Below are 25,027 nucleotides of genomic sequence, written 5' to 3' on the forward strand. Positions count from 1 at the left end.
ACGCACCATCCCTGCGTGTGGCAACCATAGTCCTGCTTTTCGCTTTACTCGCTAAACGCTCATGCTCGCTGCAATCAGGGTTATTAAACATCAGACAGTGTTCTTTTTAACCGCAAAACCAACATCAGCGTCATAAAAAGCGAATGGCAAAGACAAAAAACCAATAAAATATACGCTTTCGTACAAAATTCTTTTCTTTGCAGCATGAAAAGAGCGAGTATATCCTTACTTCTATTAACCCTAACCCTACCAGGAATGGCGCAAATGAAATTAATCAAGCGCATGCTATCCAACGAAAAAGATACCACCCGTAAACCCAGTTTAATGCCTATACCGGTATTTGGCTTTGCACAAGAAACAGGGTTAGAACTTGGCGTGGGCGTTTTGTATTCCGTTTATGCCGATAGAAAAGATACAACCAACAGAAGCTCTAACTTCTATGGAACCGCTTCCTACTCAACAAAAAAAACTTATAACTTATCGCTACGTGGCGATGCCTGGAGCAAGGGCAATACTTACCATGCCTTAGGCGAAATTCGTTTTAAAAACACCCCTTTTAACTTTTATGGCTTAGGAAACAATACACAACAAGCCAACGAAGACAAATTGGTGCTGCAACAAGTGAAACTTGCCTTCGACTTGGAGAAAGCATTTATCAAAAAAGCCTATACAGGTGTATCTTTAGGCTACGAAAATTACAGCTATGAAGATAAAGAAATTGGCGGCATTTTCAGTACAGACCAAAGCATCAAAGGTAAAGAAGGTGGAAATGTGATTTACACCGGAGTTTCTCAAAGTTATGATACCAGAAATTCAAACAATTACCCAACCACCGGATTTTTTGGCCGCATTACCTACCAATATGCCCCCGACTTTTTTGGAGGCAACAATTTTTCAGGGAGTCAAATAAAATTGGATATTCGCAACTTCTGGAAACTGTCAAGAAAATTCGTATTAGGCGCACAAGGTTTATATCACACGGTACAAAGCAATAATACTCCTTTTTATGTGTTGCCCCAATTGGGTAACGATGCCCTTATGAGAGGATATTACACTGGCCGTTACCGCGATGAGAATTTATTTGCTGCACAGGCCGAACTGCGTTACCGCTATAACAATCGCTTCGGTGCGGTAGCCTTTATCGGAACTGGTACTGTTTGGGGCATAAGTGATTTCGAATTCAATCAATTTAAACCCAACTATGGCGCAGGCTTTCGCTATTTCTTCGATCCGGCAAAAGGTTTAAGTATCCGCTTTGATTACGGTGTTGGCGAAAAACTTCCTAATGAAAAACGTCAGAGTGGTTTTTATATCAGCTTTGCCGAAGCTTTTTAGTCAGAAGTTTTGAGGTTAAAGGTTAAAGACTAAAGCTCAAAGGTTGAAGGTTGAGGGTTAAAGGTTAAAGCTCAAAGACTAAAGCTTAAAGGTTAAAGTAGCAAGACCAAGTCAACTAATTAACCTCTTCAACCAATTCCCTACTTTACCCATTAATAATTCGCTAGCACATAAGCCGAAACGGCATAATTGCTTTTGGTTTTCAAAAGTACTGCATCGGGAATGCTAATTTTTAAAATGTGTTTTCCGGCCTTTAAGGGCCCTAAATTAATCTTCCGCAATGGAACCGGCGCTCCTGGACACCAACTGCGGCGTTCCTTCGCTATATTACCAAAATATATGCCATTCGGCTGGGTATTGTAAATCTCGTAAGGGGCACACATTTGACTCATTTCTATACGTGTGTATTCATTTCCATCTAGGTAAACCACGTGCTCACGCCAATTGTATTCCTCTCCGTTTTCTCCTGCACCATGCCCCGATGAAATTACATACAACACCGCTGATTCTGTATCGTGCTTCAGGGTAAAATCTACTTGCTTTGCATTGTAGCCATCGGTAGTATCTTTTCCATTTATTGAAAAATAGCTCAGCAAAGGAAAATAATCAACTTTCTTTTTGCTTTTACTTTTCTCCGATATTAAATCGACAGAAATTGTAAAGGTTAAAATAGAACCATTACAGCCAATTACTTCCTTTTGTCCGGCGCCTGTTGTGCCAAAAACCTCCGTCATCATCCAAATATCACTCGATAAATCATTGAATAAACCGGCTAAATGATCCACTTCTGCCACATACGGGATGTTATCTGGCTGTCGGCTTTTGTACGTAAAGGGTGTCATAATTCGCATCAACTCAAATTGTTCGGTTGCGGCATCGTCATACGATTTTCCCTTCGGTGTTTTATATAAAGTAACGCGGCCAATTCTATCGTAATTATCGCATCCAGCAGTAACCGTTAACTTAACTTTCAAGCTAGCTCCCACCATACTTCGTTCCGCATCGCTTAATTTGTGCATGTATTTGGTATTGCTTAATCGCTCCAATCCCGTTGGTACGGGAAAACTTACCGGCTTTGCATAGCCATCATAAAAATCAACATGGTTAAAAACCGATATTACCAGTTCCTTTTTATTTTGTGCGTATGAAAAAGCTGTTACAAAAACCGCAAAAAGGAGTAAACTATATTTTCTAGAAATCATTTTCGTGTTTAGCATTAAAGATTATTTTTTGGTTTTTTGACGCAAATCGGCTATTTCTTTTACAATTTCCTTTCCTTCGGTAGATTGTTTTTGCGCCGGCGGTAATGCATCAAAATGCATTTGTGCTTTAGCTAAATCGAGTGATGAGCCATTTGTTCTTAAATACATTAAAATAGCATCCGCAGCATATGGTTTTTGATTGTCTTTCGCTAAAAAATTCAAAAGTGAATTCATTTTTTGATTTCGTACTGAATCAATTTGCTTTTCTACAGCCGCCATTTTTGCTGTATCCGTTGTCTTCGTTCCTTTCTTTTTCCATCCCAATAAACGCAAGGTAGTATCCATTTTTAGATAGGTTTTCTTAAAAGCCACGTATTCATCTTGCATGGCCGAACCTGTAACTTTAGCACGACCTAGATACCCGCTCGCCGCAACTTCAACCGTTCCTTTGCTGGTAAAAAAGTTTAAAACATTGGGGTCAGCGGCTGCATTAGGCGACGTATTAGGCTTTGTAAATTGCAGTTCCGTTTTAACCTGTATATCCAAATTTTTAGAAAAACTGAACGTGTTATTTTTAATCAAGGTACTATCTATCACTGAAACACCATGCTGTTGATACAAGAAATAAATTTGTCGGTTACTTTGATCGTAGATGGGAAAATTAACTTTTCCAATCACTTTTACCGCTACATCTTGCGCAAATCCCATAACAGGAAGAAGGCTAAATAAAATACAGTTTATTCTCTTCATTATTTAGTTAATCGTTTTACTAAATATTCAACTTTACGCCAACTCGGCAATACATCAAAAAAAAAATTAGTAGCCTTTTAATTTAAAATGCTCTTTAGCCTGCCCTTTTCTAAAGTAAACCAGACCAATCCAAAACAAGTCGACTGTTACGGTAACATCGGGATGGTTTTTAATTTCTTCCCATGCTTCCTTCATCCCTTCGCTCCAATAAATATCATCAAAAATTAAAAGTGATTTCTCCGTAAGCTTGGGTAAACACTGTTTAAAATATGCTAAGGTTGCGTCTTTACGGTGATTTCCGTCGATGTATACAAAATCTAAACTAGATTGTTGTGCAATCACATCAGGCAAAATTGCATCAAAATTACCCACCTTTAGATCGATGTTTTTCAGGTTCAAATCGTTAAAATTCTGTTGCGCAACTTTTGCCGTTTCTGGGCATCCTTCAATAGTAATTAGCTGCGCATCTGGACAAGCCGTTGAAAGGTATGCCGTGGTTATCCCCAAGCACGTACCTAATTCTATAACGTTTTGAGGGTGGATATCCTTAGCTAAACGGTAAATCAGCTGCGCTAATTTTGGTGACTTTAACGCGTTCTTTGCGATCTGACTTACCTTTTTTTCTCGGTTTTTATTCAGGTGCGATCCAGCCCCTAAATCGGTCACAGTAACCATTGAATCGTCATTATAAAGTTTTTTTCGCTGTTTTTCGATGGCTTTATAATCAGATTTCTCGCTAAAATCGTAAATTACCTCGTCGGCTAACCTGTAGACAAAAGGCGAATGAGTCCCGTGTCGGCTGTTAGCCGTAAAACGGTGTTTTAAATAATCAGTAATAAATGAAAGTATCATATTTAGTGCAAAAGTATTAAAACGCAGCAAACGAATGTAAGTTTTATGGAAAATAACACAGAGATAAGCGCTTTAGTAAAATTACTAGACGATCCTGATCAAGAAGTGTTCCATCATGTTGAACAAAAACTACTGGAATACGGGGGCGAAGTAATTGAATATTTAGAAAATGCCTGGGAACAATCTTTCGATGGTTTAATGCAAGAACGTATCGAAAACATTGTACATCAAATACAATTTAACAGTGTAAAAGAAAATTTAAATCTTTGGTACATGAGCGGTGCATTTGATCTGTTGCATGGCGCACTCATCATTAATCGATATCAATATCCCGATTTAGACGAACAAAAAATCATTAATCAAATTGAAGATATTAAGCGTGATATTTGGCTGGGCCTGCAATATGAAATGAGTTCCGTTGAAAAGGTAAAATTAATTAATCATGTTTTATACCAGCAGTATGGTTTTGGTGGAAACACCAAAAATCATCACGACCCACAGAATTCGTATTTAAGTCAGGTATTGGAGAGTAAAAAAGGTAATCAAATTTCCTTAGCCATTATTTATTCTACGCTTGCTCAAAAATTGGATTTACCCATTTATGGAATCAATTTGCCACAACATTTCATTTTAGGTTATATTGATGAAAGCAAACAAGAAAACACCGATTACAGTGTGCTGTTTTACATCAATGCATTTAACCGTGGCAATATTTTTGGAAAGCACGATGTGGATCAGTTTTTACGTCAGCTAAATTTAGAAGCCCAACCCGAATATTATCGCCCTTGCAGCAACACCGATATTATCCGTCGAATTATTCGCAACTTAATTTCTGCCTATGAAAACGCAGGAGCCAGCGAAAAAGTAGCAGAGCTTTTGCAATTACAAGAAATTATAGCCGAACCTAAAAAAGATTAATCGTATACACTATTTACAGGTATAGCTTAAGGTGTAATAGGCCACATAATTATCAATACTGGGCTGCCCAGAAGCAATATTGGTGGTCGTATTTTGTTGATATAATACCGAAATGGTGTTTCCTTTATCATCTAATTGATAATCATAGGTAACATTCACCGTATTTAAAACATTTGCATTATTATCTACCAAAGCGGTATTCGATTTGATTAAAACATTTTTAGATACTTGCCCAAAATAACCTCCTGAGAAATAGTCTACCAAATCTGAAAGTGGATCGGCTATTTCGTAGGTATTTTTGGTCAAACTGCTCTTATATGCGTAGGTTGTGGTAGCTATAAAACCAGTATACTCAAACGTAGTAATGGTTTTACTTAAATTACCGTCTACGTAAAACAACTGTGTTATAGCGTTTAAATCGCCATTTACATATTTCTGAATCAGCGTTAAATAACCACTTTCATTGTAGGTATATTGCTTGGTTTGCTTAAAAACTATTCCATCTTTAGTAGCCACACCAAAGCTTCTACTGGAGGTTGCTTTTCCATCTTTTAAAACAATTTCGGAAACATCCCCAGCCTTGTTGGTTACGGTAACCAAATTATTGGTGTATACATAGGTATTAATCTCAGTTCCGTTAGAAGTTTTAATCACACGGCCATTGTTATCGTAGGTAAATTGATTGGTGTAAGAGCCCCGTATATCTTCCGTTGCCTTTAACGAGCTTAACTGACAAACGGGTTCCTGTGGAATTTCCTCGACTATTTTCTTTTTGCAACTTGCAATACCCGTTAGGATTGCAACCGCTACCATTACAAATTTGATGGTTTTATTCATTAAATGAGGGATGAGAGATTATAATTTAGGCTGCGAAAGTATTAAATTTTCTGCATCTCTTAAAGGATCGCGTCAATTTTTGTAGCATATCTTTTACGATATTTTTCAAAAAAGCATCTCATAAAACGAAAAGGAACTACCTACAAAGTAAGAAAAATTATCTTCAAAAAAAAAGCACAGTCTAATCCCTGACAACCAACGATTATAAAACTGTGCTTTTCAAGATGTCGCATCCGGCCTTCGCCTTTAACATTTTAAAATTTCTCCTTCCTAAGCCAATTGGCTAATAAATCGAACCAATCTACATCAGAAGTTGTATTAATTAAACCAAATCCATGCCCGCCTTTTTCGTACAGATACATTTCGGTATCAATACCCTTTTCTTTTAACACTTCGTTCATCATAATACTATTCTCTACAGGTACGGTTTTATCATCCTTTGCATGTACCAAAAAAGTTGGCGGTGTTTTTTGGGTTATATTTTTATTAGCAGAAAAATACTTCTTCAGCGCTGGACTTGGGTTTGCGCCCAACAAATTTACCATGGTTCCTTTGTGTACAAATTCTTCGAAACTGATCACTGGATAAATAAGGACCGCAAAAGCAGGTCTAAGGTTAATTTTCTCTGGGTTGCTGATTTTTAAATCGGCGTAATGCGTTTCCAATGTAGACGCGAAATGTCCACCTGCCGAGAAACCCATAATACCTACTCGATTTGCATGAATACCGTATTTAGCGGCATTTTTCTTTACCCAATACATGGCTTGTTGTGCATCTTGCAAAGTTGCGTAGGTTTTATCCAGCATAATGGAATCACTTGGCAAGCGATATTTTAATACAAAGGCAGTGATACCCAAGGCATTAAAACGTTTCGCTACGTCGGTTCCTTCATGGCTCATGGCCAATCCAGAATATCCACCGCCTGGACAAATAATAACCGCTGTTCCCGTTGCCTTTTCTTTAGGGGCTTGGAAAATTGTTATCGTCGGGATTGACACTTTGCTCACTTTTATCGAGCCATTGGCTCTAACCTCTGTTTTTTCAACATAGGTTGCAGGTGTTTTTTTCGCCCCAGGAGTATCTCCCGGATATAAATTAACAATTTCTTGCGCTTTTAAAACAGTAGACATAGCACTGAGTACGATTAAAATTAATGCTGATTTTTTCATTCTTAAAACTAAAATTCCATCAAATACGCTTTCAAGAAATCGTTGATATCGCCATTTAAAACAGCATCTGGATTGGATGTTTGATGATTGGTACGATGATCTTTCACACGGCGATCGTCTAACACGTAACTTCTAATTTGCGAGCCCCATTCAATTTTCTTCTTCGAACCTTCAACCGCAGCAATCGCTTCGTTGCGTTTGCGTTCTTCAATTTCATACAACTGCGATTTTAATAGGCGTATAGCGTTTTCCTTGTTCTGCAATTGCGACCGAGATTCCTGATTTTTAATAATAATCCCCGAAGGTTTGTGATATAAGCGAACGGCTGTTTCTACTTTATTTACATTCTGTCCACCAGCACCCCCCGCACGGAACGTTTCAAATTCAATATCTGCTGGATTAATATCTATTTCAATGGTATCATCAACCAAGGGATACACATAAACCGAGGCAAAAGAAGTATGACGGCGCGCATTCGAATCGAAAGGAGAAATACGCACCAAACGATGCACGCCGTTTTCGCCTTTTAAGTATCCGTAAGAAAAATCGCCATCAAACTGTAAAGTAACCGATTTTATCCCCGCTATTTCGCCCTCTTGTTTATCTTGCTCGGTAATTTTATAGCCATTTTTTTCGCCCCACATGATGTACATACGCATTAACATGTATGCCCAATCGCAACTCTCGGTGCCACCTGCTCCGGCTGTAATTTGCATTACAGCTGATAACTGATCTTCCTTACTGCGCAACATATTTTTAAGTTCCAGTTCTTCAACTGCAGCTTTACTTATTTCAAATTGTTCGCTTAATTCTGCTTCAGAGGCATCGCCCGATTGAAAAAAATCGAACATCACCACTAAATCTTCCACCGCATTATTGGTTTGATTAAAACCATCGGTCCATTTTTTCTTCGAACTAATTTCGGCTAATATTTTTTCGGCTTTTTTAGGCTCCTCCCAAAAATCGGGAGCCATGGTTAATTTTTCTTCTTCGCGAATGGCGTACAGTAGCTCATCAACGTCAAAGATACCTCCTCAGCGACACTACTCTGTCCCTTAAATCTTGCACTTGCTCTTTTGTCATAGCAGCAAATATAGTAATCGCAGTAGCAAAACGACAATCCAATAGATTTTTATCCCTTGGAGGGTCAAACTTCTTTCTATAAAAAGGATAAAAATAAATTCTTCCTATCCCTTGTGGGATTTATTTCGGCATTGCCATAAAATCGAGTGTTAAATTTGCAAGTAGTTTAACGCCTAAAACAAAGCCGCTTTCATCTAAATAAAAATCTGGGGTATGGTGCGATGGGGCTTTCAAAGGGTCTTTTCCTTTGGGCATTCCTCCTAAAAACACAAATAACCCTGGTACCTTTTCCTGAAAGAACGAAAAGTCTTCGGCGCCAGTTACAGGAGGTTTTAATTTCACATGTGCAGCGCCAGCGGTTGCTTGCATACTTGGCAACATTTTTTCTGTCAGGGCTAGATTATTAAAAGTTACCGGATAATGGTTGCTATACGGAATTTTCACTTCTGCGGTTGCTCCGCCTGCCTCGGCTGTTTTCGCAACAATGGTTTTAATTCGCTCAATAAACATTTTTTCATCGTCGGCCGTAAAATTTCTTACCGTACCCAACATTTCTACTTTTTCGGGGATAATATTTGAGCGTACGCCTCCATTAATGGCGCCAATGGTAACCACTCCCGGATTTTCCGTTAGATTTAAGTTTCTACTGACAATGGTTTGTAGATTATTGATGATTTGAGCTGAAATGACAATTGGATCGACACTGCTCCATGGATACGCTCCATGAGCCTGACGACCATTCACGGTAATCTTCATATCGTTTACCGAAGCCATGGTCCCTCCCGGACGATACGTTACATCGCCAACCTCCGTTTGGGAATTAATGTGTAAGCCAAAAATGACATCCACTTTTGGATTTTCCAAAACGCCTTGTTTAACCATTAAAGCGGCTCCTCCTTCCTCTCCTGGTGGCACCCCTTCTTCAGCCGGCTGAAAAATAAACTTTACCGTTCCTTTAATATCCTTTTGCATAGACGCCAGTACTTCTGCAACGCCCATTAAAATAGCCATGTGGCTATCGTGCCCACAAGCATGCATTACCCCTACTTCTTGTCCGTTATATTGTGTTTTCACTTTTGAAGCAAAGGGAACATCCACCCGTTCGGTTACAGGCAAACCATCCATATCGGCTCTTAAAGCAACAACAGGCCCGGGTTTCCCGCCTACCAATACACCCACAACACCCGTTTTAGCAACACCAGTAGTCACTTTCATCCCTAAAGATTCTAAATGCTTCGCGATGATACCCGATGTTCTCACTTCCAGATTCCCTAATTCGGGGTGTTCATGAAAATCACGTCGCCAATTAATTATTTTCTGTTCAAGAGCATCTGCTTTTTGTGATATTGCTTCACGTTGTAGATTTTTCTGAGCAAAAGAGCTTAAATATAGAAGCGAAAAAACGAATGTGTATATTTTTTTCATTATGAAGTTAATTGAAGGCTTAAGTACATCAAAAACAGATTATCAAACTATTTATCTACCAGAAAACTACGTCAATTCAATTTCTGTTGTTTCTGCTTCTATAACTCTATTATCTGATAAAGTAATTATTACTTTAAAAGCATGTTTCGTGCTGTTAGTAGGAGGTACTTGTAGAAAAATACCCTCAGAAAAAGCATACCTTCTACCATAATAATCATCGGATGACTTAATATAATCAAGAATTGGAATAAATGTTACCCCTTTTCTTGCCTTGAAATACAAACTAAGGTCGGTATTTTTTGGATGAGTAGCATCAAAATCGTTATTTGAAACTATTTTTAAAGATATTATATTCTCTTTGCTTATAAAGTTATCCTCTTGGCAACTACAAGCATAGGCTGCCGACATTAGAGACCAACTCATTCGAGGTTTATGCAAAGTTAGCATATCGGTTTTCATCTCAACCCGAATACCATAATTCTTACTCAAAACTTTTCCAGCACTTGTTGCTATGGCTTGCGTTGACAAATCCAAATGACTTAGTGAAAGCCCTTTATTGGTGAAATAAATTGTTCTAGCCGGAGGACAATCACAATCTACACATGCAGCAAGAAGTTGAGTTATTAAAACAAAGCCAAAAACAAAAACTATCTTCTTTATCATGAGAAACGTAAATTAGTAGATCAAATTTAAAAAAATCAATTTAGATGGCACGGTAACTTTATATATTTAATTAAACATGCCTTTCAGCTTTGCCAAAACCCCTCCACCTTCAGTTCCTGTTGCGCCAGATAAAATCAGTAGAATTTTCTTCATCGTTTTGGGATTTCACTACCTAAACTAATCATTTTCAAAAGGATACCGCATAACCACGTATTGTTTTTTTAAAAAAATCAAAAACTAAGCCCAACTACTACATCAAAAATACCTCCTGATAGGCCTACAAACGTACTTGGCGCAGTGTTATACCAACCAGCAATATGTAAATTCCTGTTGAAATCAATCCCTAATCCTCCGGTAAAGGTTTTATTGCTGTGATACATGGTATAGAAAATCAATTCTTTTGCTCTCCATTCTGCAGCAACATCAAATTGATTGCCTAAATCCTTCAAACCTCTATAGGCAAAGAGCGGTTTTACACTAAAACCATTGTTAAGCGGGATTAAATAACTTACTGAGCTATAAAAGGTAGCATAATCGACCGTTGAAAATTGCGAAATCCGCTTGGCATTCAAATTTAAGTAGCTGAACTGCGCTTCAAAACCATTGTATAAATAGGCAATTCCAAAATTCCCATCCATGTAACTTTCTTGGTTCCTATTTCTTGCTAAATCAGGGTCCACTACACTACTAGCCGTTGCTTCCGATAAATCTACTTTGTCTTGCGCCCAAGATAAGGAAATCCCGAAACGAAGTGCTTGTTCTTCACTAAACGATACTTTATATGAAAAGCTCGCCATGGCTTCCGTTGTACTCAGCAACCCAGCTTTATCATTTTGAAAATTCAGACCAATTGCAGCCTTTTTACTGAGCGGTGTACTGGCTGAAAGCGACATTAAAACCGGCCCACCGGGTAGTCGATTCATTTGACTAGAATAATCCATAAATACATTTCCTCTATCTTGGTATCCTGCCATGGCCGGATTAATGAGGTATGGATTTTGGAAAAATTGACTTTTAGGGGGTGTTATTTGTGCCTTTACGCTTATGCAAAATAGGCTCAAATAGGTTAAAAATACTATTTTCTTCATCTTAATTTGTATCAAGATCTTGTTTTATAGAATTTAATTTTTGCTTTTAATTAATCGCGAATGATCGTGATAAACCCTTTCACTGGAGCGAGATTTTTTGCTAATTCCAAAATATAATAATAGGTGCCCTGCGCTAGAGGTACCCCTGAAAGTGTGCCATCCCAGGTATTTTGATAGTTTGTTTTGGTGTATATTACTTTACCCGCGCGATCCAGAATTCTGAGTTGATTGCCTGGATACAGGTCAATATTTTGAATTACCCAGGTATCGTTAATTCCATCGCCATTCGGCGTTAAAAAATTCTCCGCTTTCACTAAATGAACCTCTTCTGTACGGTCTACCGCGGTTACAGAACCAAATGATAACCCGTTCGCGTAGTAATTTAAAAAATTTCTAATGCCCATGATGGAGTTGTTAGGGATGGAAAAGTTGCTATACAAATGATCCGATTTTGCTGAAAAGGCTAATTTCAATTGATTCATTTGTTGTTTTTCTAACATAGCATAATCCACATACATGCCAATGGTGCCTGAAAAACTCAGCGGTGTACTGAAATAATAGACCCGTTTAATGCTGTTAAACAATGGCCATTTAATAATCGTTGGCTTTGCTTGAATGGTGGTATTACGTATCGCCGTATTTTTATCGGGTTTTAACACCAAGCCGTCGATAGAGAGGATACTCCCCGATTTTACCATTAAAACGGAACTACCGACAAATAACTGAGCCTTAAGCAGATTGCAAAAGCACAAGAGGAAACATGTTATAACTGTTCTGCTGATCATTTTTCTCCCTGTTTAATAGTACCATTTTCTTTTTCAGCAACAACAGCGTTTTGAGTTTGAGCCATCCGTTCTTCCAACTTTGCCAATCGAGCATTCATCTTTTTCTCCATATCGGCCAATTGTTTTTGGAGGCTTAATTTTTCATTTTTCAAGGTTTGAATAGCTGTAATCAGTTGCTCGTTTTCAATCTTTAATGTTTGCGTGCGCTTTTCTAAAGCCTGAATAGCGATAAAATTCACTCCCAGATAATCTACATTTGAAATGCTTTTTTCATTACCAATTGTGCCTAGCTTATCTTTACCAAAAGCAGCATAAAAATCTTGTGCCATTGGCCCATAATGCCTTTGTGCATGTTCGTTTTCGCCCTTATAATTCCAACTAAATAACCTAAAGCTTTTATACTTCTGTAAAATCTCTTCCCCTTCTACTGGCAAAAAATTTTCTTTTATATTTTTATCTGACGGAACAGCAGGTGTAATCCAAGCAACGTTCGTTCCATTAAAGCCCAACACTTGACCGTTTGAAGCACCTTGAGAACTCACTTTGGTTGTGGTAATGGCGCCATTTTTAATTGTTGGATTTGGATAGTTACCCGCTAAGTCGCCTCCTGCTGAACCATTTGGCGGCATTGCTTCTGGCTTTGCCGTGATTTTATTCCAGGCAATGCTTTTAACTTGAAGATTGGTGACCGCTTGATCCGCAATTTTATCCGTAGTGATGGCTTTTTCTTTAATTGTTGGGTTCGGAAAATCTCCTGCTAAATCACCGCCAGCTACTCCAGATGCTCCTCCGGTTGGAGCACCTACTATTTTACTGTACGAAATAGAACCTATTTTTTCGTCGGTTATGGCTCCGTTGGCGATTTTATTGGTTGTTACAGCCTCATTTTTAATTACTGGGTTCGGAAAATCTCCTACTAAATCGCCGCCAGCTACTCCATACGCTCCTGCGGTTGGAGCACCTACTATTTTACTGTACGAAATAGAACCTATTTTTTCGTCGGTTATGGCTCCGTTGGCAATTTTATTGGTTGTAATAGTTTCATCCTTAATTACTGGGTTTGGATAATTGCCTGTTAAATCTCCTCCGGCTGAACCATTTGGTGGCATGGCATTTGGTTTCGCAGTAATTTTATTCCAGGCAATACTTTTAACTTGAAGGTTGGTTACCGCTTGATCGGCAATTTTATCCGTAGTGATGGCTCCATCAGCTAATTTATCTGTAGTGATAGCACTTTCTTTAATTGTTGGATTCGGAAAATTTCCTGCTAAATCGCCTCCAGCTATGCCAGCCGCTCCACCAATTGGAGCACCTATTATTTTACTATACGAAATAGAATGTATCTTTTCGTCGGTTATGGCGCCGTTGGCAATTTTATTGGTTGTTATAGCTTCATCCTTAATTTTTGGATTTGGATAATTACCTGTCAATTCTCCACCAGCGGAACCATTTGGCGGCATTGATTCTGGTTTTGCTGTAATTTTATTCCAAGCAATGCTTTTAACTTGAAGATTGGTTACCGCTTGGTCGGCAATTTTATCGGTAGTTACAGCCTTATCCGCCATTTTTTCGGTGGTAATCGCTAGGTCAGTGATTTTATTTGTTTTTATTACATTGTCGTTGATGACTGTTGCGTTTTGAGTACCTGAGATTTCTCCACTTATACTTCCAGAAAACCCAATTGGTAAGCCTCCAAGAGCGATTCCTGCTGTGGGCCAAGTAGTGGTTTTAGGTCCATATAATTTTAGGTCTTTTGTATCTAGATAAAAATCACCTGCAGAGCCTAAACTTGCGAGCGGAGTACCAGATCCATTTAAAAGCGATGGATTATTAACTATTTCGGCTTTTTGAACCAATCGGTTCCAACTTTTATTAAACACATAGAATCCAGCGCTATCCGTAGTTTGATACACCAGTAATCCCAATGCTGGTTGTACAATTGAACTTCGCTGTTCATAAGTTAACCTAGGAATTAAAAGGCCTTTAGAGTCGGATAAAATTTCCAACTGTGCACTGGGATCTGGTTCAGATGTTCCCATTCCAAATTGTGCTTTTGAGTTAAATGCAATAGTCAAAAGAAACAATAGAGCAGACAAGATTTTATTCATATCGAGAGATTAAAAATTAATTTACGAGTCAAATAATAGATAAATTTTGACGCTCGATTTAGGATGCAGAAAGACTGATAAATTGATCCTTAATAACGCTAACGATAAACCAGAATCTTGTTCCCTTATGTAGGAGAAAGAATCGAATTCTTGGTAGCTTATATTTGGTTCAGTTCTATACGACCACCTAGGTGCACGTATTATTCTATCACACTACTGCATCATATTGTTCATAAGTCAATTAAGATGAACCGAGCGTCACTCAAATATATCCTAGAAAAAGGAGGAAAAATAACAGTTTTTGACCATTAAAAGACACTTTATAATTTTCCTTTATTACATTTACAAAAAAAGAAGGAGCATGTTACCTAAAATCAATTTTACTGAAACAGAGGCTTACAAATATTTAGCCGATCATTTTATCAACATTAATCAAAAAAGCATAAAGGATCTTTTTTCTGAAGACGCAAATCGTTTTGAAAAATTCTCCATCTTTTTTGAAGACATTTTATTGGATTACAGCAAGAATAGAATTTCAGAAGAAACCCTTGCTCTACTTATGCAGCTTGCTCGCGAATGTAAATTAGACGAAGCAATTAAAGCCATGTACCAAGGCGATAAAATTAATGAAACGGAAGATCGTTCGGTTTTACACATTGCCTTACGTAATTTAAGTAACACACCCATTTTAGTTGACGGTGCAGATGTAATGCCGGATGTACAGGCTGTTTTAGCTAAAATGGAGAAATTTAGCAATAGCATTATTTCTGGCGACTGGAAGGGATATACTGGAGAGCCAATTACCGATATCGTAAATATTGGTATTGGGGGATCTGATTTAGGACCGGTAATGGTAACGGAAGCTTTAAAACATTATAAAAATCATTTAAACATTCATTTTGTTTCCAATATAGATGGCACGCATATTGCCGAAACCTTGGCTGGTTTAAACGCTGAAACTACGTTATTTTTAGTTGCTTCGAAAACGTTTACCACTCAAGAAACCATGACGAATGCACATTCGGCACGTACCTGGTTTTTAAGTAAAGGTGCGCAAGAAAGCGATATCGCCAAACATTTTGCAGCACTTTCTACCAATGCGAAAGATGTAGCTGCCTTTGGTATCGATACCGAGAATATGTTCGAATTTTGGGATTGGGTAGGCGGTCGATATTCGTTATGGAGTGCTATTGGTCTTTCTATTTCGCTATCCATTGGATTTGAAAATTTCAAACAATTGTTGGCGGGTGCACATGCTGCCGACAATCATTTTAAAACGGCCGATTTTGAAGAAAACATTCCAATCATTTTAGGTTTGTTGGGTATTTGGTATATCAATTTCTTTAATGCCGAAACCCAGGTTATTTTACCGTACGATCAGTATTTGCATCGCTTTTCGGCTTATTTCCAACAAGGCGATATGGAAAGTAATGGAAAATATGTGGATAGAAATGGTAAAGCCGTAGATTACGAAACAGGGCCAATAATTTGGGGAGAACCGGGAACGAATGGTCAACATGCTTTTTACCAGCTTATTCATCAAGGCACCCGCATCATTCCTGCCGATTTCATTGCTCCAGCACAAAGTTTAAACCCATTGGGCAATCACCATCCTATTTTACTATCGAATTTCTTTGCGCAAACCGAAGCCTTAATGAACGGTAAAAGCGAAGATGAGGTGAGTGCAGAATTACAAAAAGAAGGTAAATCGGCTGCTGAAATCAGCAAACTTGCAGCTTTTAAAGTATTTGAAGGTAACAGACCAACCAATTCCATCCTACTAAAGAAAATTACCCCATATAGTTTAGGTACATTAGTTGCGTTTTACGAACATAAAATATTTGTGCAAGGCATTATCTGGAACATCTTTAGTTTCGATCAATGGGGTGTTGAATTGGGCAAGCAATTAGCTAAAAAAATTCTTCCTGAATTGGATGGAGCAGAAAGCGTTCAATCGCACGATAGCTCAACCAATGGCTTAATCAATCAATATAAAGCCTGGAGAGCATAAACCATTTTAAAACACATATAAAGGCCATCTTCTATTTAATTGGAAGATGGCTTCTTTATGAAAAGACAAATCGTTACAACTGTACGCTATAACTCTTAACACACTGGTTAAAAAGACCTTACCTTTCAGAGAAAAATCTCGTATATTTATAAGTATAAAGAATTTAAGTTTTTACTTGTGGATTTCATCTCATCGATGCATCCTTATAATAATTCACATAAAAGACATACAATATGAAAAATTTATCTTATTTTTTTGGCTTAGCGCTCCTTTTGTTCAGCAATCAGATTTTTGCACAAACCGATAAAGAAACAACGAATCGAATCGTTAAAGAAAAAAATTATGTTTTTGTAGCCAATACTGCCATCCCAATGAATACCGCCGACATGAGCCGTATTATGGCGAGAATGCCCGGAGGGAATGGCGGCGGAACCATTAACTTAACAGGCTCACAATACGAGTTTAAGGTAGCACCCGATAGCTTAATTGCTTATTTACCGTATTTTGGAAGAGCGTATTCTGCTCCCTATCCTTCTTCAACAGATGATAGCGGAATAAAATTTACGTCTAAAGATTATACCTACAAAAGCTCGAAAAATAAAAAGGGCAATTACACGATTCAAATCAATACGAAAGATGTAAAGATTGAAAATTATCAAATTACCATCGATATTTCACAAAATGGTTATGCCACTTTAATTGCTACCGGAGTTAATAAACAGCCTATTACGTTTAATGGCTATTTAAGAGAACGCAAAAAAACAGAGGCTGAAGAGAAAGCAAAGAAAGAAACACCGAAGGAAGAAAAAAGCAATTAACTAAAAAGGCAAAGATTACGATTCATCTTTGCCTTTTTTATGCTATTTTTTTATGAGCTGTATTTGAAACACATGCGGCCATTTTTTCCCAGTAACAAAAAGCCTTTTAGACACCTTATCGTACGCAATGCCATTTAATACATTGTTCCCAATTTCGTAGTCTGTTTTAAAATAGTCATTCGGCAATAAGCCTGATAAATCTATTTTACCTTCTACAGCGCCCGTTTGAGGATTAATAATTATAATCGAATTGGTGGTATAGACGTTGGCATAAATTTTTCCGTCGATGTATTCCAATTCATTCAAATTAACGACGGCGCCTGTGTGATCGAATACATCGATTGACCCAATTTTTTGATAGTTATTTTTATCCAAAAAGAAAATGGTGTTTGAACCGTCTGTATTCAGCACTTTTTCACCATCAAAAGCCAGTCCCCAGCCTTCTCTTCCGGCGGTGTACGCAAATTCAGCCACTTGCTTAAAAGTAGCTTTATCGTATACAAAGCCCACTCCTTCTTTGTAGGTAAGCTGGATAATTTTATCGCCCAAGACAGTGATTCCTTCTCCAAAATATTTCTTGTCTAAATCGGTTTTTTGTAAAACTTTTCCGGTTGTTGGATTTACTTTCCGCAAACTTGAATGGCCGTAGTCACCTGCACTTTCGTAAAAAAATCCATCATGGTATTCCAATCCTTCCACATACGAGGAGGTGTCGTGTGGCAAGGTTGCCACAATTTTGTAACCATATTCTAGAGGCGCCATGGCCGCCAAAACATTTACATTGCTGGTTATGTCTTCCGATTTTCCTTCCGCATAGATTTTCGCAGTTATCAAATGAGAGCCCAATTTCAAACCTGTAGTGCTTACCTTCAAGTCACTAGTATCTTTTTTAACACTAACAATTGTGCTATCCAAAAGATAAACAACCGAGTCAACTTTAGTTGCTGTTCCGAATTGCACATCTACGTCAATATCTTTCCCACTTGAAACGCTTAATCCCGCTTCAGGGCTGATGAAAGTTCGGTATGTTTGGGTATCCTTACATGAGTAAAAACCCATGGTGCAGGCTGCTAGGAAAAAAACGGTTTTAATTTTCTGGCCAAAAAGCATCTTTTATGTGGTTTAATGTGTAATTTTTATCTTTTTTAAAGGTAATGGCTACAATGTCAAAACGGATTTCATTTTGATGTCCCATGAGTTCAATATATTTATTTGCAGCCGTTTCCATTTGCCTTTGTTTGGCTTTGTCGACAAAATCTTCTGGCTGACCAAAAGCCACAGAACTTCTGGCTTTCACTTCTACAAAAATCAACGTACGGTTTTTGTAAACAATCAAATCTATCTCGGCTTTTCCATATATCCAATTTTCATCGAGCACCTCATATGCCTTCTTTTCCAAATATGCTTTTGCAATTTCTTCGCCTAGTTTTCCTAAATCATTGTGCATTGCCATACTTGGAGAAGTTACTATTTCAGGAACTATTTCACAATTACCGAGCCTAAAAACTTTGAAATTTCACGTTCTACTCCTTTTATTACCGTATAACGCTGCATTAAAATCATTTGATTATCACTATCTTTTTCATCTTCTATTTCTTTCAATAAATTGGCTAAAATTTTATCTACTTTTCGCTTCTTAAGGTGAAAAATCCCTCCTAAAATGGTCGCTTTTAAATTCATCGACTCATCTTTCACGTAAATGAGGTGCTTATTTAACCAGTTTTCACTTAAGGCATATTCTGAAGTAGAAAGGGTAATGGCTAAATCGGCAATTGAGCGATCTTGATGTTGGATAAAATGATTAGCAGTGGGCAATCGTCCGTTATCAATTTCTGTTTTATAATGCTCAATAATTATTTTACAAGTAGGGTCTTCGAACGCTACATCGGCCAAATTCTGCATTATAAACGAACCGATATACATGTCATCAATCTTATCCCAGTTCACGAGCTCATGTCCATAGGCAAGCAACAAACGAACAATTTCTTTTTCCTGATGCTCATTTGAATCTACCGGTTGTGGCGGTTCAAACCCTGCTCCGGGTCCATCGTCCCACAAATTATCCGGTGGGCCTAATGGCTCTGGCACGCCCCCGGCAAAGGGACGATTGTTGTTGGCACGGTTGTTTGCTTCAAACGTTTTCTTACTCTTGTCCGAGCGCATTTTATTTAACTCGGTCAGCAAAATACGTTCTTCTATTTTGAGCAAACTACTGCATTCACGAATAAAAACGGAAGCTTTTATTTGATCGGGTATTTTAGCAATACTTTCTACAATATCGCGGATAATACCGGCTCTTTTTATCGGGTCATTTCCGGCTTCTTTCAGTAAAACATTGGCCTTGTACAGGATAAAATCTTTGCGATTTTGTTCTATATAAGTCTTAAACGCTCCGGCTCCAACATGGTGCATGTACGAGTCGGGGTCGTGCCCATCGGGAAAGGAAACAATTTTAACGTTGAGCCCCTCTTCCAAAATCATGTCCAATCCACGTAACGAGGCTTTTATCCCGGCAGCATCCCCATCAAACAGAATGGTTACGTTTTGCGTAAAACGACCAATTAGCTTAATTTGCTCAACAGTTAAGGAAGTTCCGGACGATGCCACTACGTTTTCTACCCCCGCCTGGTGTACCGAAAGCACATCGGCATAACCTTCTGCTAAGTAACAATTATCTAAATCTCGTATGGCTTTTTTAGCATGAAAAAGGCCATACAAAACATTCGATTTATGATAAATATCGCTTTCGGGCGAGTTCACATATTTCGGAACGTTTTTATCGGTTTTAAGGGTCCTTCCGCCGAAGCCAATTACCCGACCCGTAAAATTATGAATAGGGAACATAACTCTTCCCCGAAAACGATCGTAAATTTTTCCGTTATCGTTTTTGATGGAAAGCCCCGTTTGTTCTAAAAATTCGATGTTGTGACCGTTGTTAGTTGCGCTTTGTGTTAAAGCATCCCAAACATCTGGCGAATAGCCCACCTCAAATTTCTTGAGAATATCTTCGCGAAAGCCACGTTCTTTAAAATAGCTTAATCCAATGGTTTTCCCGTCGTTGGTTTCCCACAGTTGCTTCACAAAAAATGCCGTTGCGAATTGCGAAACAATGTACAGGCTTTCTTTTGCATTGGCAGCTTCGGTATCTTGCTGACTAAGCTCGGTTTCCTCTACTTCAATGCTGTATTTATTGGCTAAAAATTTAAGCGCTTCTGGATACGAATATTTTTCGTGGTCCATAATGAACCGCACCGAATCGCCTCCTTTACCGCAACCGAAGCATTTGTAAATGCCTTTTGTTACCGATACGTGAAAGGAAGGTGTTTTCTCGCCATGAAAGGGGCAATTTCCTATTAAACTGGTTCCGCGTTTTTTTAGATGTACGAAATCTCCCACTACCTCCTCTATACGGGCGGCATCCATTATTTTATCTATCGTTTCGCGGTTTATCATGCTTTTTTCCCAACCCTTACGGTTTACTTTGTTTTTTGTTTCTCCCTCTGTTCGCAATGACGAAAACCTTAATCGCCTTTGCGAGGAGGTACGACGATGCAATCTTTCATGCTATATCTAACTCTTTCCTAACAGGATAGATTGCTTCACTCCTCGCTTAACCCAACCCGTCAGTTCGCAATGACGAAAACCGTAGTCGTCTTTGCGAGGAAGTATGACGAAGCAATCTTTCATGCTTCAGCTAATTTCATTTTGTTCCCAGCAATATAGATCGCTTCACTCCTCGCTTAACCCAACCCGTCAGTTCGCAATGACGATAAATTGAAACGTCATTCCATTAACGCTAACTCTATTTCACCACTCTTTTATCTCCTCCCATAAATCCCTCCATTCTGGGTTAATTGATTCTATCAATTTAATTTTCTTTGCTCGACTGCCTCCTTTTATTCTTTTTTCTTCAGCAATCGCTTCTTCAATTGAGTTAAAGAAACAAAAATAGACAAGTTTATATATATTAAATTTTTCAGAAAAGGAATTTTGATATTTCTTTTCTTTATGTTCTTTAATTCGAAAAACGATATCAGATGTAACTCCTGTATAAAGGGTGGTATGTGTAAAATTTGTTAGAATATAAACGCTTCCTCCTCTTACCATGATTCTATTTTATATAGTGATTAGCCCCGCTTTTAATTTAATCTCAGCACTTTCAATAAGGAAAGACTTTTTCTTACTTATTGATAGATTGCTTCACCCACCTACTCAAATCAAGCACCTCCGTTCGTAATGACGAAAACCGTAGTCGTCTTTGCGAGGAGGTACTATTTCACCAAAGGTAACAACTGTTGTGCAACTAAGGTATTCCCGGTATCGTTTAAATGTACTTTATCTTTCGTTAAGATTCCCTTTTCCACATTATCAAGATTGATTTTTGCTTCGTATTCGATAAAAACTTTCCTTAAATCGCAGAGAACGAGCTTATTCTTTTCTGCCAATTCTCTAATTCCTTGAGCGTATTTGTTTAATTCGGCATCCAATTCATTTTCTCCGTCTTTTTTCTCGCCAATTACCGAAGGTGTACACAGGACGACTTTACTTCCTGTTGCTTGAATTTTGGTAATTATGGCTTGATAAAATTTCAAATATTTAGGATAATCGGTTCCAGTATGCGAAGTCTGCTTGTGCCATACATCGTTTATACCTACATAAATAACCACCAAATCGGGCTTTTTGCTCAGTACGTCTTCTTCTAAGCGCAAATATAAATCGTATACTTTATTTCCGCCAATCCCCGCTCCAAAAAGCTGGTATTTGGTTGAATCTAAGGCCTTTTTTAACTGTGTGATGTAGCCATTTTTAGAAACGCCTTGTTGGGTTATTGAGTCGCCAAAAAAAACAATTCGTTTCGGTTTAAAGGTCATAGAGGTGAATGCTAGCAGACTAAAAGTTAACAAAATACTGATTTTAAGGATGTTTTTCATTGTTTATTCAAGCTTGGTTCAGGGTTTTTTCTTTAAATCTAAATCTTGAAAATCGAAGCTGAAATCGGTTAGCGGCGATATTGCTTCCATTTTAAAACCAATAGGCTTTGCATCGTTATCGAGGCTAAAATTCACATAGGCATCGGCATCTAAACTTCTATCGTACCACTTCACAATGAACGTGTTTCCTTTGTAAAATAGCATATCGCCTTTTAATTTTGGCGAATTTTTGGCTTGAAAATGCATTTTCCCATTCAATTCGCTAAGGGTTACATCGCCAAACCAAACATCGGTATAGGTTCCCAAATACTTCTTCGTATCTACCGAAGTTGTGTTTTTCTGTTCGTTTGCAATAGTGGCCCATACTTTGTCCGTTACTTCTTTGCCTTCTTTCTGATCCTCCTTTTCCTCGTCTGCGCTTTCTTTAATTCGATCTTTATTGGTTATATTGAAATAACCGTCTTTTATCGATTTTGTGATGGCTGTAAAAGCGCCTCCACTTTGCTGGTTGGTTAACACAATGATGCCCAGTTTTAAATCTGGAATTAAGGTCACCTCGCTTACCATTCCGGCCAATCCACCGGTGTGTTCGGCTACCATATAGCCCATTTCATCGCTTAAAAACCAACCCAATCCGTAGCCAAAAAAGTGTCGATTGTACGAACCTTTTCCTGCCGGGATAATGCTGTGTAAAGTCCACATTCTATTTTGTGCCGCTTTACTAAACAACTTTTTTTCTAATTTTTCGCCGTATTTCCCTCCGTTTAGCTGGGCTAACACCCATTTGCTTAAATCGCTGATACTGGTATTTATTCCTCCTGCGGCGTTGCTATTTTCGGTAAAATCTTTCGGAATCACCGTAATTTTACCGTTTATTGGAACATGGGCATCAATGCTGTTGTTTTTATCTTTTAATCGGTTAAAGGATGTGGCGCTTGCATTCATGCCTAAAGGCAACATAATTCTGTTTTCTACAAAATCTTCGTAGGTTTTACCCGATACACGTTCAATTACCTCCCCAGCAACGATGTACAATAAGTTATCGTAGTCCCATTTGGTACGGAAACTCGAAACCGGCTTTAGATAGCGTAAATTGTGAATAATCTGTTTTTTGCTAAGGGTTGATGAGTCAGGCCAAATCATTAAATCACCTGCACCTAAACCGAGACCACTTCTGTGCGACAGTAAATCGGCGATGGTAAATTCGGCCGTTACATATGCGTCGTACATTTTAAACTCAGGGATAACATCGGTAACAGGCGTATCCCAAGTCAGCTTCTTTTCATCCACTAAAATGGCTAGAGCGGCTGTGGTAAAAGCTTTTGAATTAGATGCAATGGCAAATCGCGTATTTTCGTCTACTTTTTTCCCTGTTTTTATCGAACTCAGGCCGTATCCTTTTGCATGAATTACTTTGCCATCTTTAACAACCGCTACGGCTATTCCCGGAACGTTAAATGCGCTTAGAGCCTTCTCTGAAATACTGTCGATTTGTTTGGATGTTAAGCCTTGCGCATAGAGTTCAAACGATGTAAAAACCAAACTAAAAAGGATGATATTTCTGAATAAAGATGCATTCATGGTGTTTTTTTTTGTGAAGATACCTTATTTTGAGCGAACAAACTCAGCATATAACATATTTTCACGAGTTGGATAAACTACTTCAACCTAACGTTATTTAACTAAGTTTCGGCCGTATCAGGTGTTATCACCTGACTCACAAAAAATACTTCTCGCTAGCGCTAGGTACATCCCGAGCATTCGGGGCTTGCCTACCTGCTTGCAAGGCATAAAAAAATCATTCCACTTTCCCCAATGTCCTTAACTTAAGAAAATAATAGGATAAAACTGTAAGAAAAGATCCTTTGCGTTTCAAAAGAACTCCATGACATCCGCTTACAACTTAATGTCGCACCTACGGAGCTCGAAGAAATCATGTATATCGTTTAGTGTATATCGCCCCGACGGGGCTTAATGACATTGCCCTTTTCCCTCTTGAAAATAAGGGGGACATATGGTGCGTGACAAGACAGCGTGTTAAATCTATAGTATTATAAAGAGTTTTTTAGGCAAGACCCCGAAACCTACTTCCCCTTTTCGAGGGTGTAATCTTTGTGCACAATTAAAAAACTTGCTCGTTCTTCCTTTTTAAAAGGGACATTCCAATTGCCTTGATAGGTTATTTTGGCAGGTAATTTATCTTCACCAAAATAACTCATTTCTATATTCATCTGCACATCAAAATCGAACAGCATGTTGCTGTATTTCATGTCTACGTAACGTCCTAGAATGTTAAAATTTCGTTTATCAAAAATGGTTACCAGCTCTTTAATCATGATACCATCTTTGGTCCAGCTCGATAAATCAGGTTTTACGGCTACTTTGAAACGATACACAGGAATGGAATCTAAATACGTACCACTGGCAAAACTATAATCGTAATACTGGCGCATGTTTGCGGTAAATATTTCGGTTTTACTGCCGATAAATGGAACTCCCTTTACCGGTCTCCCGGGATTAAAAATTAATGTTTTTAATTTTGCTTTATAGCCTTCGTTACTTCCGCCTTTTCCATCGCTAACAGGTGCATTGGGAACAAAATCGGTGCTATAGGCATTCATGAAAATGTAATCGAACATTTCTACCGTGTACAATTGATATTTCCCATTTTTCTTGTACACTTTTCCGGTGTCTTGTTTTACCAAATACTCCATTTTATACGGACCGTGATTGTTATGCCTAATTTTACGGTAGATTTTTCCGTCTACTTTGTTTTTTTTATCGTACGTAAAAATCCGATTTTCGGCGATAAAGGAATACCGTTTCATATCGCGAAAGGATTGGTAGAAACTGGTATCGTTAATAATTTTATTGATAAACGTTTCGATGTTTAATCGCTCGGCTTTAATGTTTACTGCCGAATCGAGCGTGATGGTTTTAATCGTATCAGGGTTAAAACGGTTGATTTCTTGTGCGGCTAGACGTGTAACGCACAGCGATATGAATAGTAACAGAAAAATTTTTTTCATCCTGATTGCTTCGGGTATTTCTA

At 38.2% G+C, this 25,027-nt stretch carries 22 protein-coding genes; 4 read left to right on the forward strand and 18 right to left on the reverse strand.

The window, feature by feature from the left end; translation table 11 throughout:
* The first annotated feature begins 204 nt into the window (after positions 1-204).
* Positions 205-1,335, forward strand: coding sequence for a polymerase (locus ACJVDK_RS11095; RefSeq protein WP_443936732.1), 1,131 nt, complete (start codon positions 205-207; stop codon positions 1,333-1,335).
* Positions 1,336-1,487: 152 nt separating this feature from the next.
* Here ACJVDK_RS11095 and ACJVDK_RS11100 read toward each other — a convergent pair whose 3' ends face one another.
* From ACJVDK_RS11100 to ACJVDK_RS11110, 3 genes are all read right to left on the reverse strand, one after another.
* Complete coding sequence (locus ACJVDK_RS11100) at positions 1,488-2,537, reverse strand: peptide-N-glycosidase F-related protein (protein WP_443936733.1); 1,050 nt, start codon at positions 2,535-2,537, stop codon at positions 1,488-1,490.
* A 21-nt stretch (positions 2,538-2,558) separates the two neighbouring features.
* Positions 2,559-3,287 (reverse strand): DUF4369 domain-containing protein, encoded by a 729-nt coding sequence (locus ACJVDK_RS11105; RefSeq protein ID WP_443936734.1) that lies wholly within the window; start codon positions 3,285-3,287, stop codon positions 2,559-2,561.
* A gap of 66 nt (positions 3,288-3,353) precedes the next feature.
* Positions 3,354-4,139: an O-methyltransferase gene (locus ACJVDK_RS11110; RefSeq protein ID WP_443936735.1), complete on the reverse strand. Its 786-nt coding sequence runs from the start codon at positions 4,137-4,139 to the stop codon at positions 3,354-3,356.
* Between the two features lie 45 nt (positions 4,140-4,184).
* On the opposite strand from ACJVDK_RS11110, the gene ACJVDK_RS11115 reads away from it, so the two are divergent.
* The gene (locus ACJVDK_RS11115) at positions 4,185-5,057 is read left to right on the forward strand and encodes a transglutaminase-like domain-containing protein (protein WP_443936736.1); all 873 of its coding nucleotides are present in this window, start codon (positions 4,185-4,187) and stop codon (positions 5,055-5,057) included.
* 9 nt (positions 5,058-5,066) lie between these two features.
* Here the strand turns inward: ACJVDK_RS11115 and ACJVDK_RS11120 are convergent, their stop codons facing one another.
* From ACJVDK_RS11120 to ACJVDK_RS11155, 8 genes are all read right to left on the reverse strand, one after another.
* Positions 5,067-5,894 carry a hypothetical protein gene (locus ACJVDK_RS11120; protein WP_443936737.1) on the reverse strand — a complete coding sequence of 276 codons (828 nt, stop codon included), beginning with the start codon at positions 5,892-5,894 and terminating at the stop codon, positions 5,067-5,069.
* Between the two features lie 254 nt (positions 5,895-6,148).
* Positions 6,149-7,063 carry an alpha/beta hydrolase gene (locus tag ACJVDK_RS11125; protein WP_443936738.1) on the reverse strand — a complete coding sequence of 305 codons (915 nt, stop codon included), beginning with the start codon at positions 7,061-7,063 and terminating at the stop codon, positions 6,149-6,151.
* Positions 7,064-7,071: 8 nt separating this feature from the next.
* Positions 7,072-8,146 (reverse strand): peptide chain release factor 2 gene (prfB, locus tag ACJVDK_RS11130; protein WP_443936739.1). Its coding sequence is split into 2 segments (ribosomal slippage): positions 7,072-8,085 and positions 8,087-8,146, totalling 1,074 coding nucleotides; the frame shifts between segments, so codons are not numbered across the junction.
* A gap of 120 nt (positions 8,147-8,266) precedes the next feature.
* Positions 8,267-9,571, reverse strand: coding sequence for an amidohydrolase (locus ACJVDK_RS11135; protein WP_443936740.1), 1,305 nt, complete (start codon positions 9,569-9,571; stop codon positions 8,267-8,269).
* A 66-nt stretch (positions 9,572-9,637) separates the two neighbouring features.
* Positions 9,638-10,234 carry a DUF5034 domain-containing protein gene (locus ACJVDK_RS11140; protein WP_443936741.1) on the reverse strand — a complete coding sequence of 199 codons (597 nt, stop codon included), beginning with the start codon at positions 10,232-10,234 and terminating at the stop codon, positions 9,638-9,640.
* Between the two features lie 230 nt (positions 10,235-10,464).
* Positions 10,465-11,322 carry a PorP/SprF family type IX secretion system membrane protein gene (locus tag ACJVDK_RS11145; protein WP_443936742.1) on the reverse strand — a complete coding sequence of 286 codons (858 nt, stop codon included), beginning with the start codon at positions 11,320-11,322 and terminating at the stop codon, positions 10,465-10,467.
* A gap of 50 nt (positions 11,323-11,372) precedes the next feature.
* A complete protein-coding gene (locus ACJVDK_RS11150; protein ID WP_443936743.1) occupies positions 11,373-12,107 on the reverse strand; it encodes a gliding motility-associated C-terminal domain-containing protein in 735 nt (244 codons plus the stop codon).
* On the reverse strand, positions 12,104-14,215 hold the full coding sequence (locus ACJVDK_RS11155) for a tail fiber domain-containing protein (RefSeq protein WP_443936744.1): 2,112 nt from the start codon (positions 14,213-14,215) through the stop codon (positions 12,104-12,106). The genes ACJVDK_RS11150 and ACJVDK_RS11155 overlap by 4 nt, the downstream gene beginning before the upstream one ends.
* A gap of 361 nt (positions 14,216-14,576) precedes the next feature.
* Between ACJVDK_RS11155 and pgi the strand changes: the two genes are divergently transcribed.
* Both pgi and ACJVDK_RS11165 read left to right on the forward strand, forming a co-directional pair.
* Positions 14,577-16,226 (forward strand): glucose-6-phosphate isomerase, encoded by a 1,650-nt coding sequence (gene pgi, locus ACJVDK_RS11160; RefSeq protein WP_443936745.1) that lies wholly within the window; start codon positions 14,577-14,579, stop codon positions 16,224-16,226.
* Between the two features lie 233 nt (positions 16,227-16,459).
* Positions 16,460-17,044 (forward strand): DUF4251 domain-containing protein, encoded by a 585-nt coding sequence (locus tag ACJVDK_RS11165; protein WP_443936746.1) that lies wholly within the window; start codon positions 16,460-16,462, stop codon positions 17,042-17,044.
* A gap of 42 nt (positions 17,045-17,086) precedes the next feature.
* Here the strand turns inward: ACJVDK_RS11165 and ACJVDK_RS11170 are convergent, their stop codons facing one another.
* The 7 genes from ACJVDK_RS11170 to ACJVDK_RS11200 form a co-directional block, all read right to left on the reverse strand.
* A complete protein-coding gene (locus ACJVDK_RS11170; protein ID WP_443936747.1) occupies positions 17,087-18,103 on the reverse strand; it encodes a glutaminyl-peptide cyclotransferase in 1,017 nt (338 codons plus the stop codon).
* A 28-nt stretch (positions 18,104-18,131) separates the two neighbouring features.
* Positions 18,132-18,497 carry a YraN family protein gene (locus tag ACJVDK_RS11175; RefSeq protein ID WP_443936748.1) on the reverse strand — a complete coding sequence of 122 codons (366 nt, stop codon included), beginning with the start codon at positions 18,495-18,497 and terminating at the stop codon, positions 18,132-18,134.
* 26 nt (positions 18,498-18,523) lie between these two features.
* Positions 18,524-20,497, reverse strand: a complete 1,974-nt coding sequence (gene dnaG, locus ACJVDK_RS11180) for a DNA primase (RefSeq protein ID WP_443936749.1) — start codon at positions 20,495-20,497, stop codon at positions 18,524-18,526.
* A gap of 354 nt (positions 20,498-20,851) precedes the next feature.
* Positions 20,852-21,151 (reverse strand): GIY-YIG nuclease family protein, encoded by a 300-nt coding sequence (locus ACJVDK_RS11185; RefSeq protein ID WP_443936750.1) that lies wholly within the window; start codon positions 21,149-21,151, stop codon positions 20,852-20,854.
* Between the two features lie 164 nt (positions 21,152-21,315).
* Complete coding sequence (locus ACJVDK_RS11190) at positions 21,316-21,975, reverse strand: SGNH/GDSL hydrolase family protein (RefSeq protein WP_443936751.1); 660 nt, start codon at positions 21,973-21,975, stop codon at positions 21,316-21,318.
* An 18-nt stretch (positions 21,976-21,993) separates the two neighbouring features.
* Positions 21,994-23,556, reverse strand: a complete 1,563-nt coding sequence (locus ACJVDK_RS11195; RefSeq protein WP_443936752.1) for a serine hydrolase — start codon at positions 23,554-23,556, stop codon at positions 21,994-21,996.
* Positions 23,557-24,059: 503 nt separating this feature from the next.
* Positions 24,060-25,004, reverse strand: coding sequence for a hypothetical protein (locus tag ACJVDK_RS11200; protein WP_443936753.1), 945 nt, complete (start codon positions 25,002-25,004; stop codon positions 24,060-24,062).
* Between the last annotated feature and the right edge of the window lie 23 nt (positions 25,005-25,027).

Source organism: Pedobacter paludisoli, assembly GCF_052344095.1.
Classification (GTDB): Bacteria; Bacteroidota; Bacteroidia; order Sphingobacteriales; family Sphingobacteriaceae; genus Pedobacter.

Bases quoted from the DNA above. Each gene is read 5' to 3' on its own strand.
- ACJVDK_RS11120 (WP_443936737.1), bottom strand. From the start codon at position 5,894: ATGAATAAAACCATCAAATTTGTAATGGTAGCGGTTGCAATCCTAACG.
- ACJVDK_RS11150 (WP_443936743.1), bottom strand. From the start codon at position 12,107: ATGATCAGCAGAACAGTTATAACATGTTTCCTCTTGTGCTTTTGCAAT.
- ACJVDK_RS11115 (WP_443936736.1), top strand. From the start codon at position 4,185: ATGGAAAATAACACAGAGATAAGCGCTTTAGTAAAATTACTAGACGAT.
- ACJVDK_RS11125 (WP_443936738.1), bottom strand. From the start codon at position 7,063: ATGAAAAAATCAGCATTAATTTTAATCGTACTCAGTGCTATGTCTACT.
- ACJVDK_RS11165 (WP_443936746.1), top strand. From the start codon at position 16,460: ATGAAAAATTTATCTTATTTTTTTGGCTTAGCGCTCCTTTTGTTCAGC.
- ACJVDK_RS11155 (WP_443936744.1), bottom strand. From the start codon at position 14,215: ATGAATAAAATCTTGTCTGCTCTATTGTTTCTTTTGACTATTGCATTT.
- ACJVDK_RS11135 (WP_443936740.1), bottom strand. From the start codon at position 9,571: ATGAAAAAAATATACACATTCGTTTTTTCGCTTCTATATTTAAGCTCT.
- dnaG (WP_443936749.1), bottom strand. From the start codon at position 20,497: ATGATAAACCGCGAAACGATAGATAAAATAATGGATGCCGCCCGTATA.
- ACJVDK_RS11110 (WP_443936735.1), bottom strand. From the start codon at position 4,139: ATGATACTTTCATTTATTACTGATTATTTAAAACACCGTTTTACGGCT.
- ACJVDK_RS11190 (WP_443936751.1), bottom strand. From the start codon at position 21,975: ATGAAAAACATCCTTAAAATCAGTATTTTGTTAACTTTTAGTCTGCTA.
- ACJVDK_RS11170 (WP_443936747.1), bottom strand. From the start codon at position 18,103: ATGGGTTTTTACTCATGTAAGGATACCCAAACATACCGAACTTTCATC.
- pgi (WP_443936745.1), top strand. From the start codon at position 14,577: ATGTTACCTAAAATCAATTTTACTGAAACAGAGGCTTACAAATATTTA.
- ACJVDK_RS11095 (WP_443936732.1), top strand. From the start codon at position 205: ATGAAAAGAGCGAGTATATCCTTACTTCTATTAACCCTAACCCTACCA.
- ACJVDK_RS11200 (WP_443936753.1), bottom strand. From the start codon at position 25,004: ATGAAAAAAATTTTTCTGTTACTATTCATATCGCTGTGCGTTACACGT.
- ACJVDK_RS11105 (WP_443936734.1), bottom strand. From the start codon at position 3,287: ATGAAGAGAATAAACTGTATTTTATTTAGCCTTCTTCCTGTTATGGGA.
- ACJVDK_RS11195 (WP_443936752.1), bottom strand. From the start codon at position 23,556: ATGAATGCATCTTTATTCAGAAATATCATCCTTTTTAGTTTGGTTTTT.
- ACJVDK_RS11145 (WP_443936742.1), bottom strand. From the start codon at position 11,322: ATGAAGAAAATAGTATTTTTAACCTATTTGAGCCTATTTTGCATAAGC.
- ACJVDK_RS11140 (WP_443936741.1), bottom strand. From the start codon at position 10,234: ATGATAAAGAAGATAGTTTTTGTTTTTGGCTTTGTTTTAATAACTCAA.
- ACJVDK_RS11100 (WP_443936733.1), bottom strand. From the start codon at position 2,537: ATGATTTCTAGAAAATATAGTTTACTCCTTTTTGCGGTTTTTGTAACA.
- ACJVDK_RS11175 (WP_443936748.1), bottom strand. From the start codon at position 18,497: ATGGCAATGCACAATGATTTAGGAAAACTAGGCGAAGAAATTGCAAAA.
- ACJVDK_RS11185 (WP_443936750.1), bottom strand. From the start codon at position 21,151: ATGGTAAGAGGAGGAAGCGTTTATATTCTAACAAATTTTACACATACC.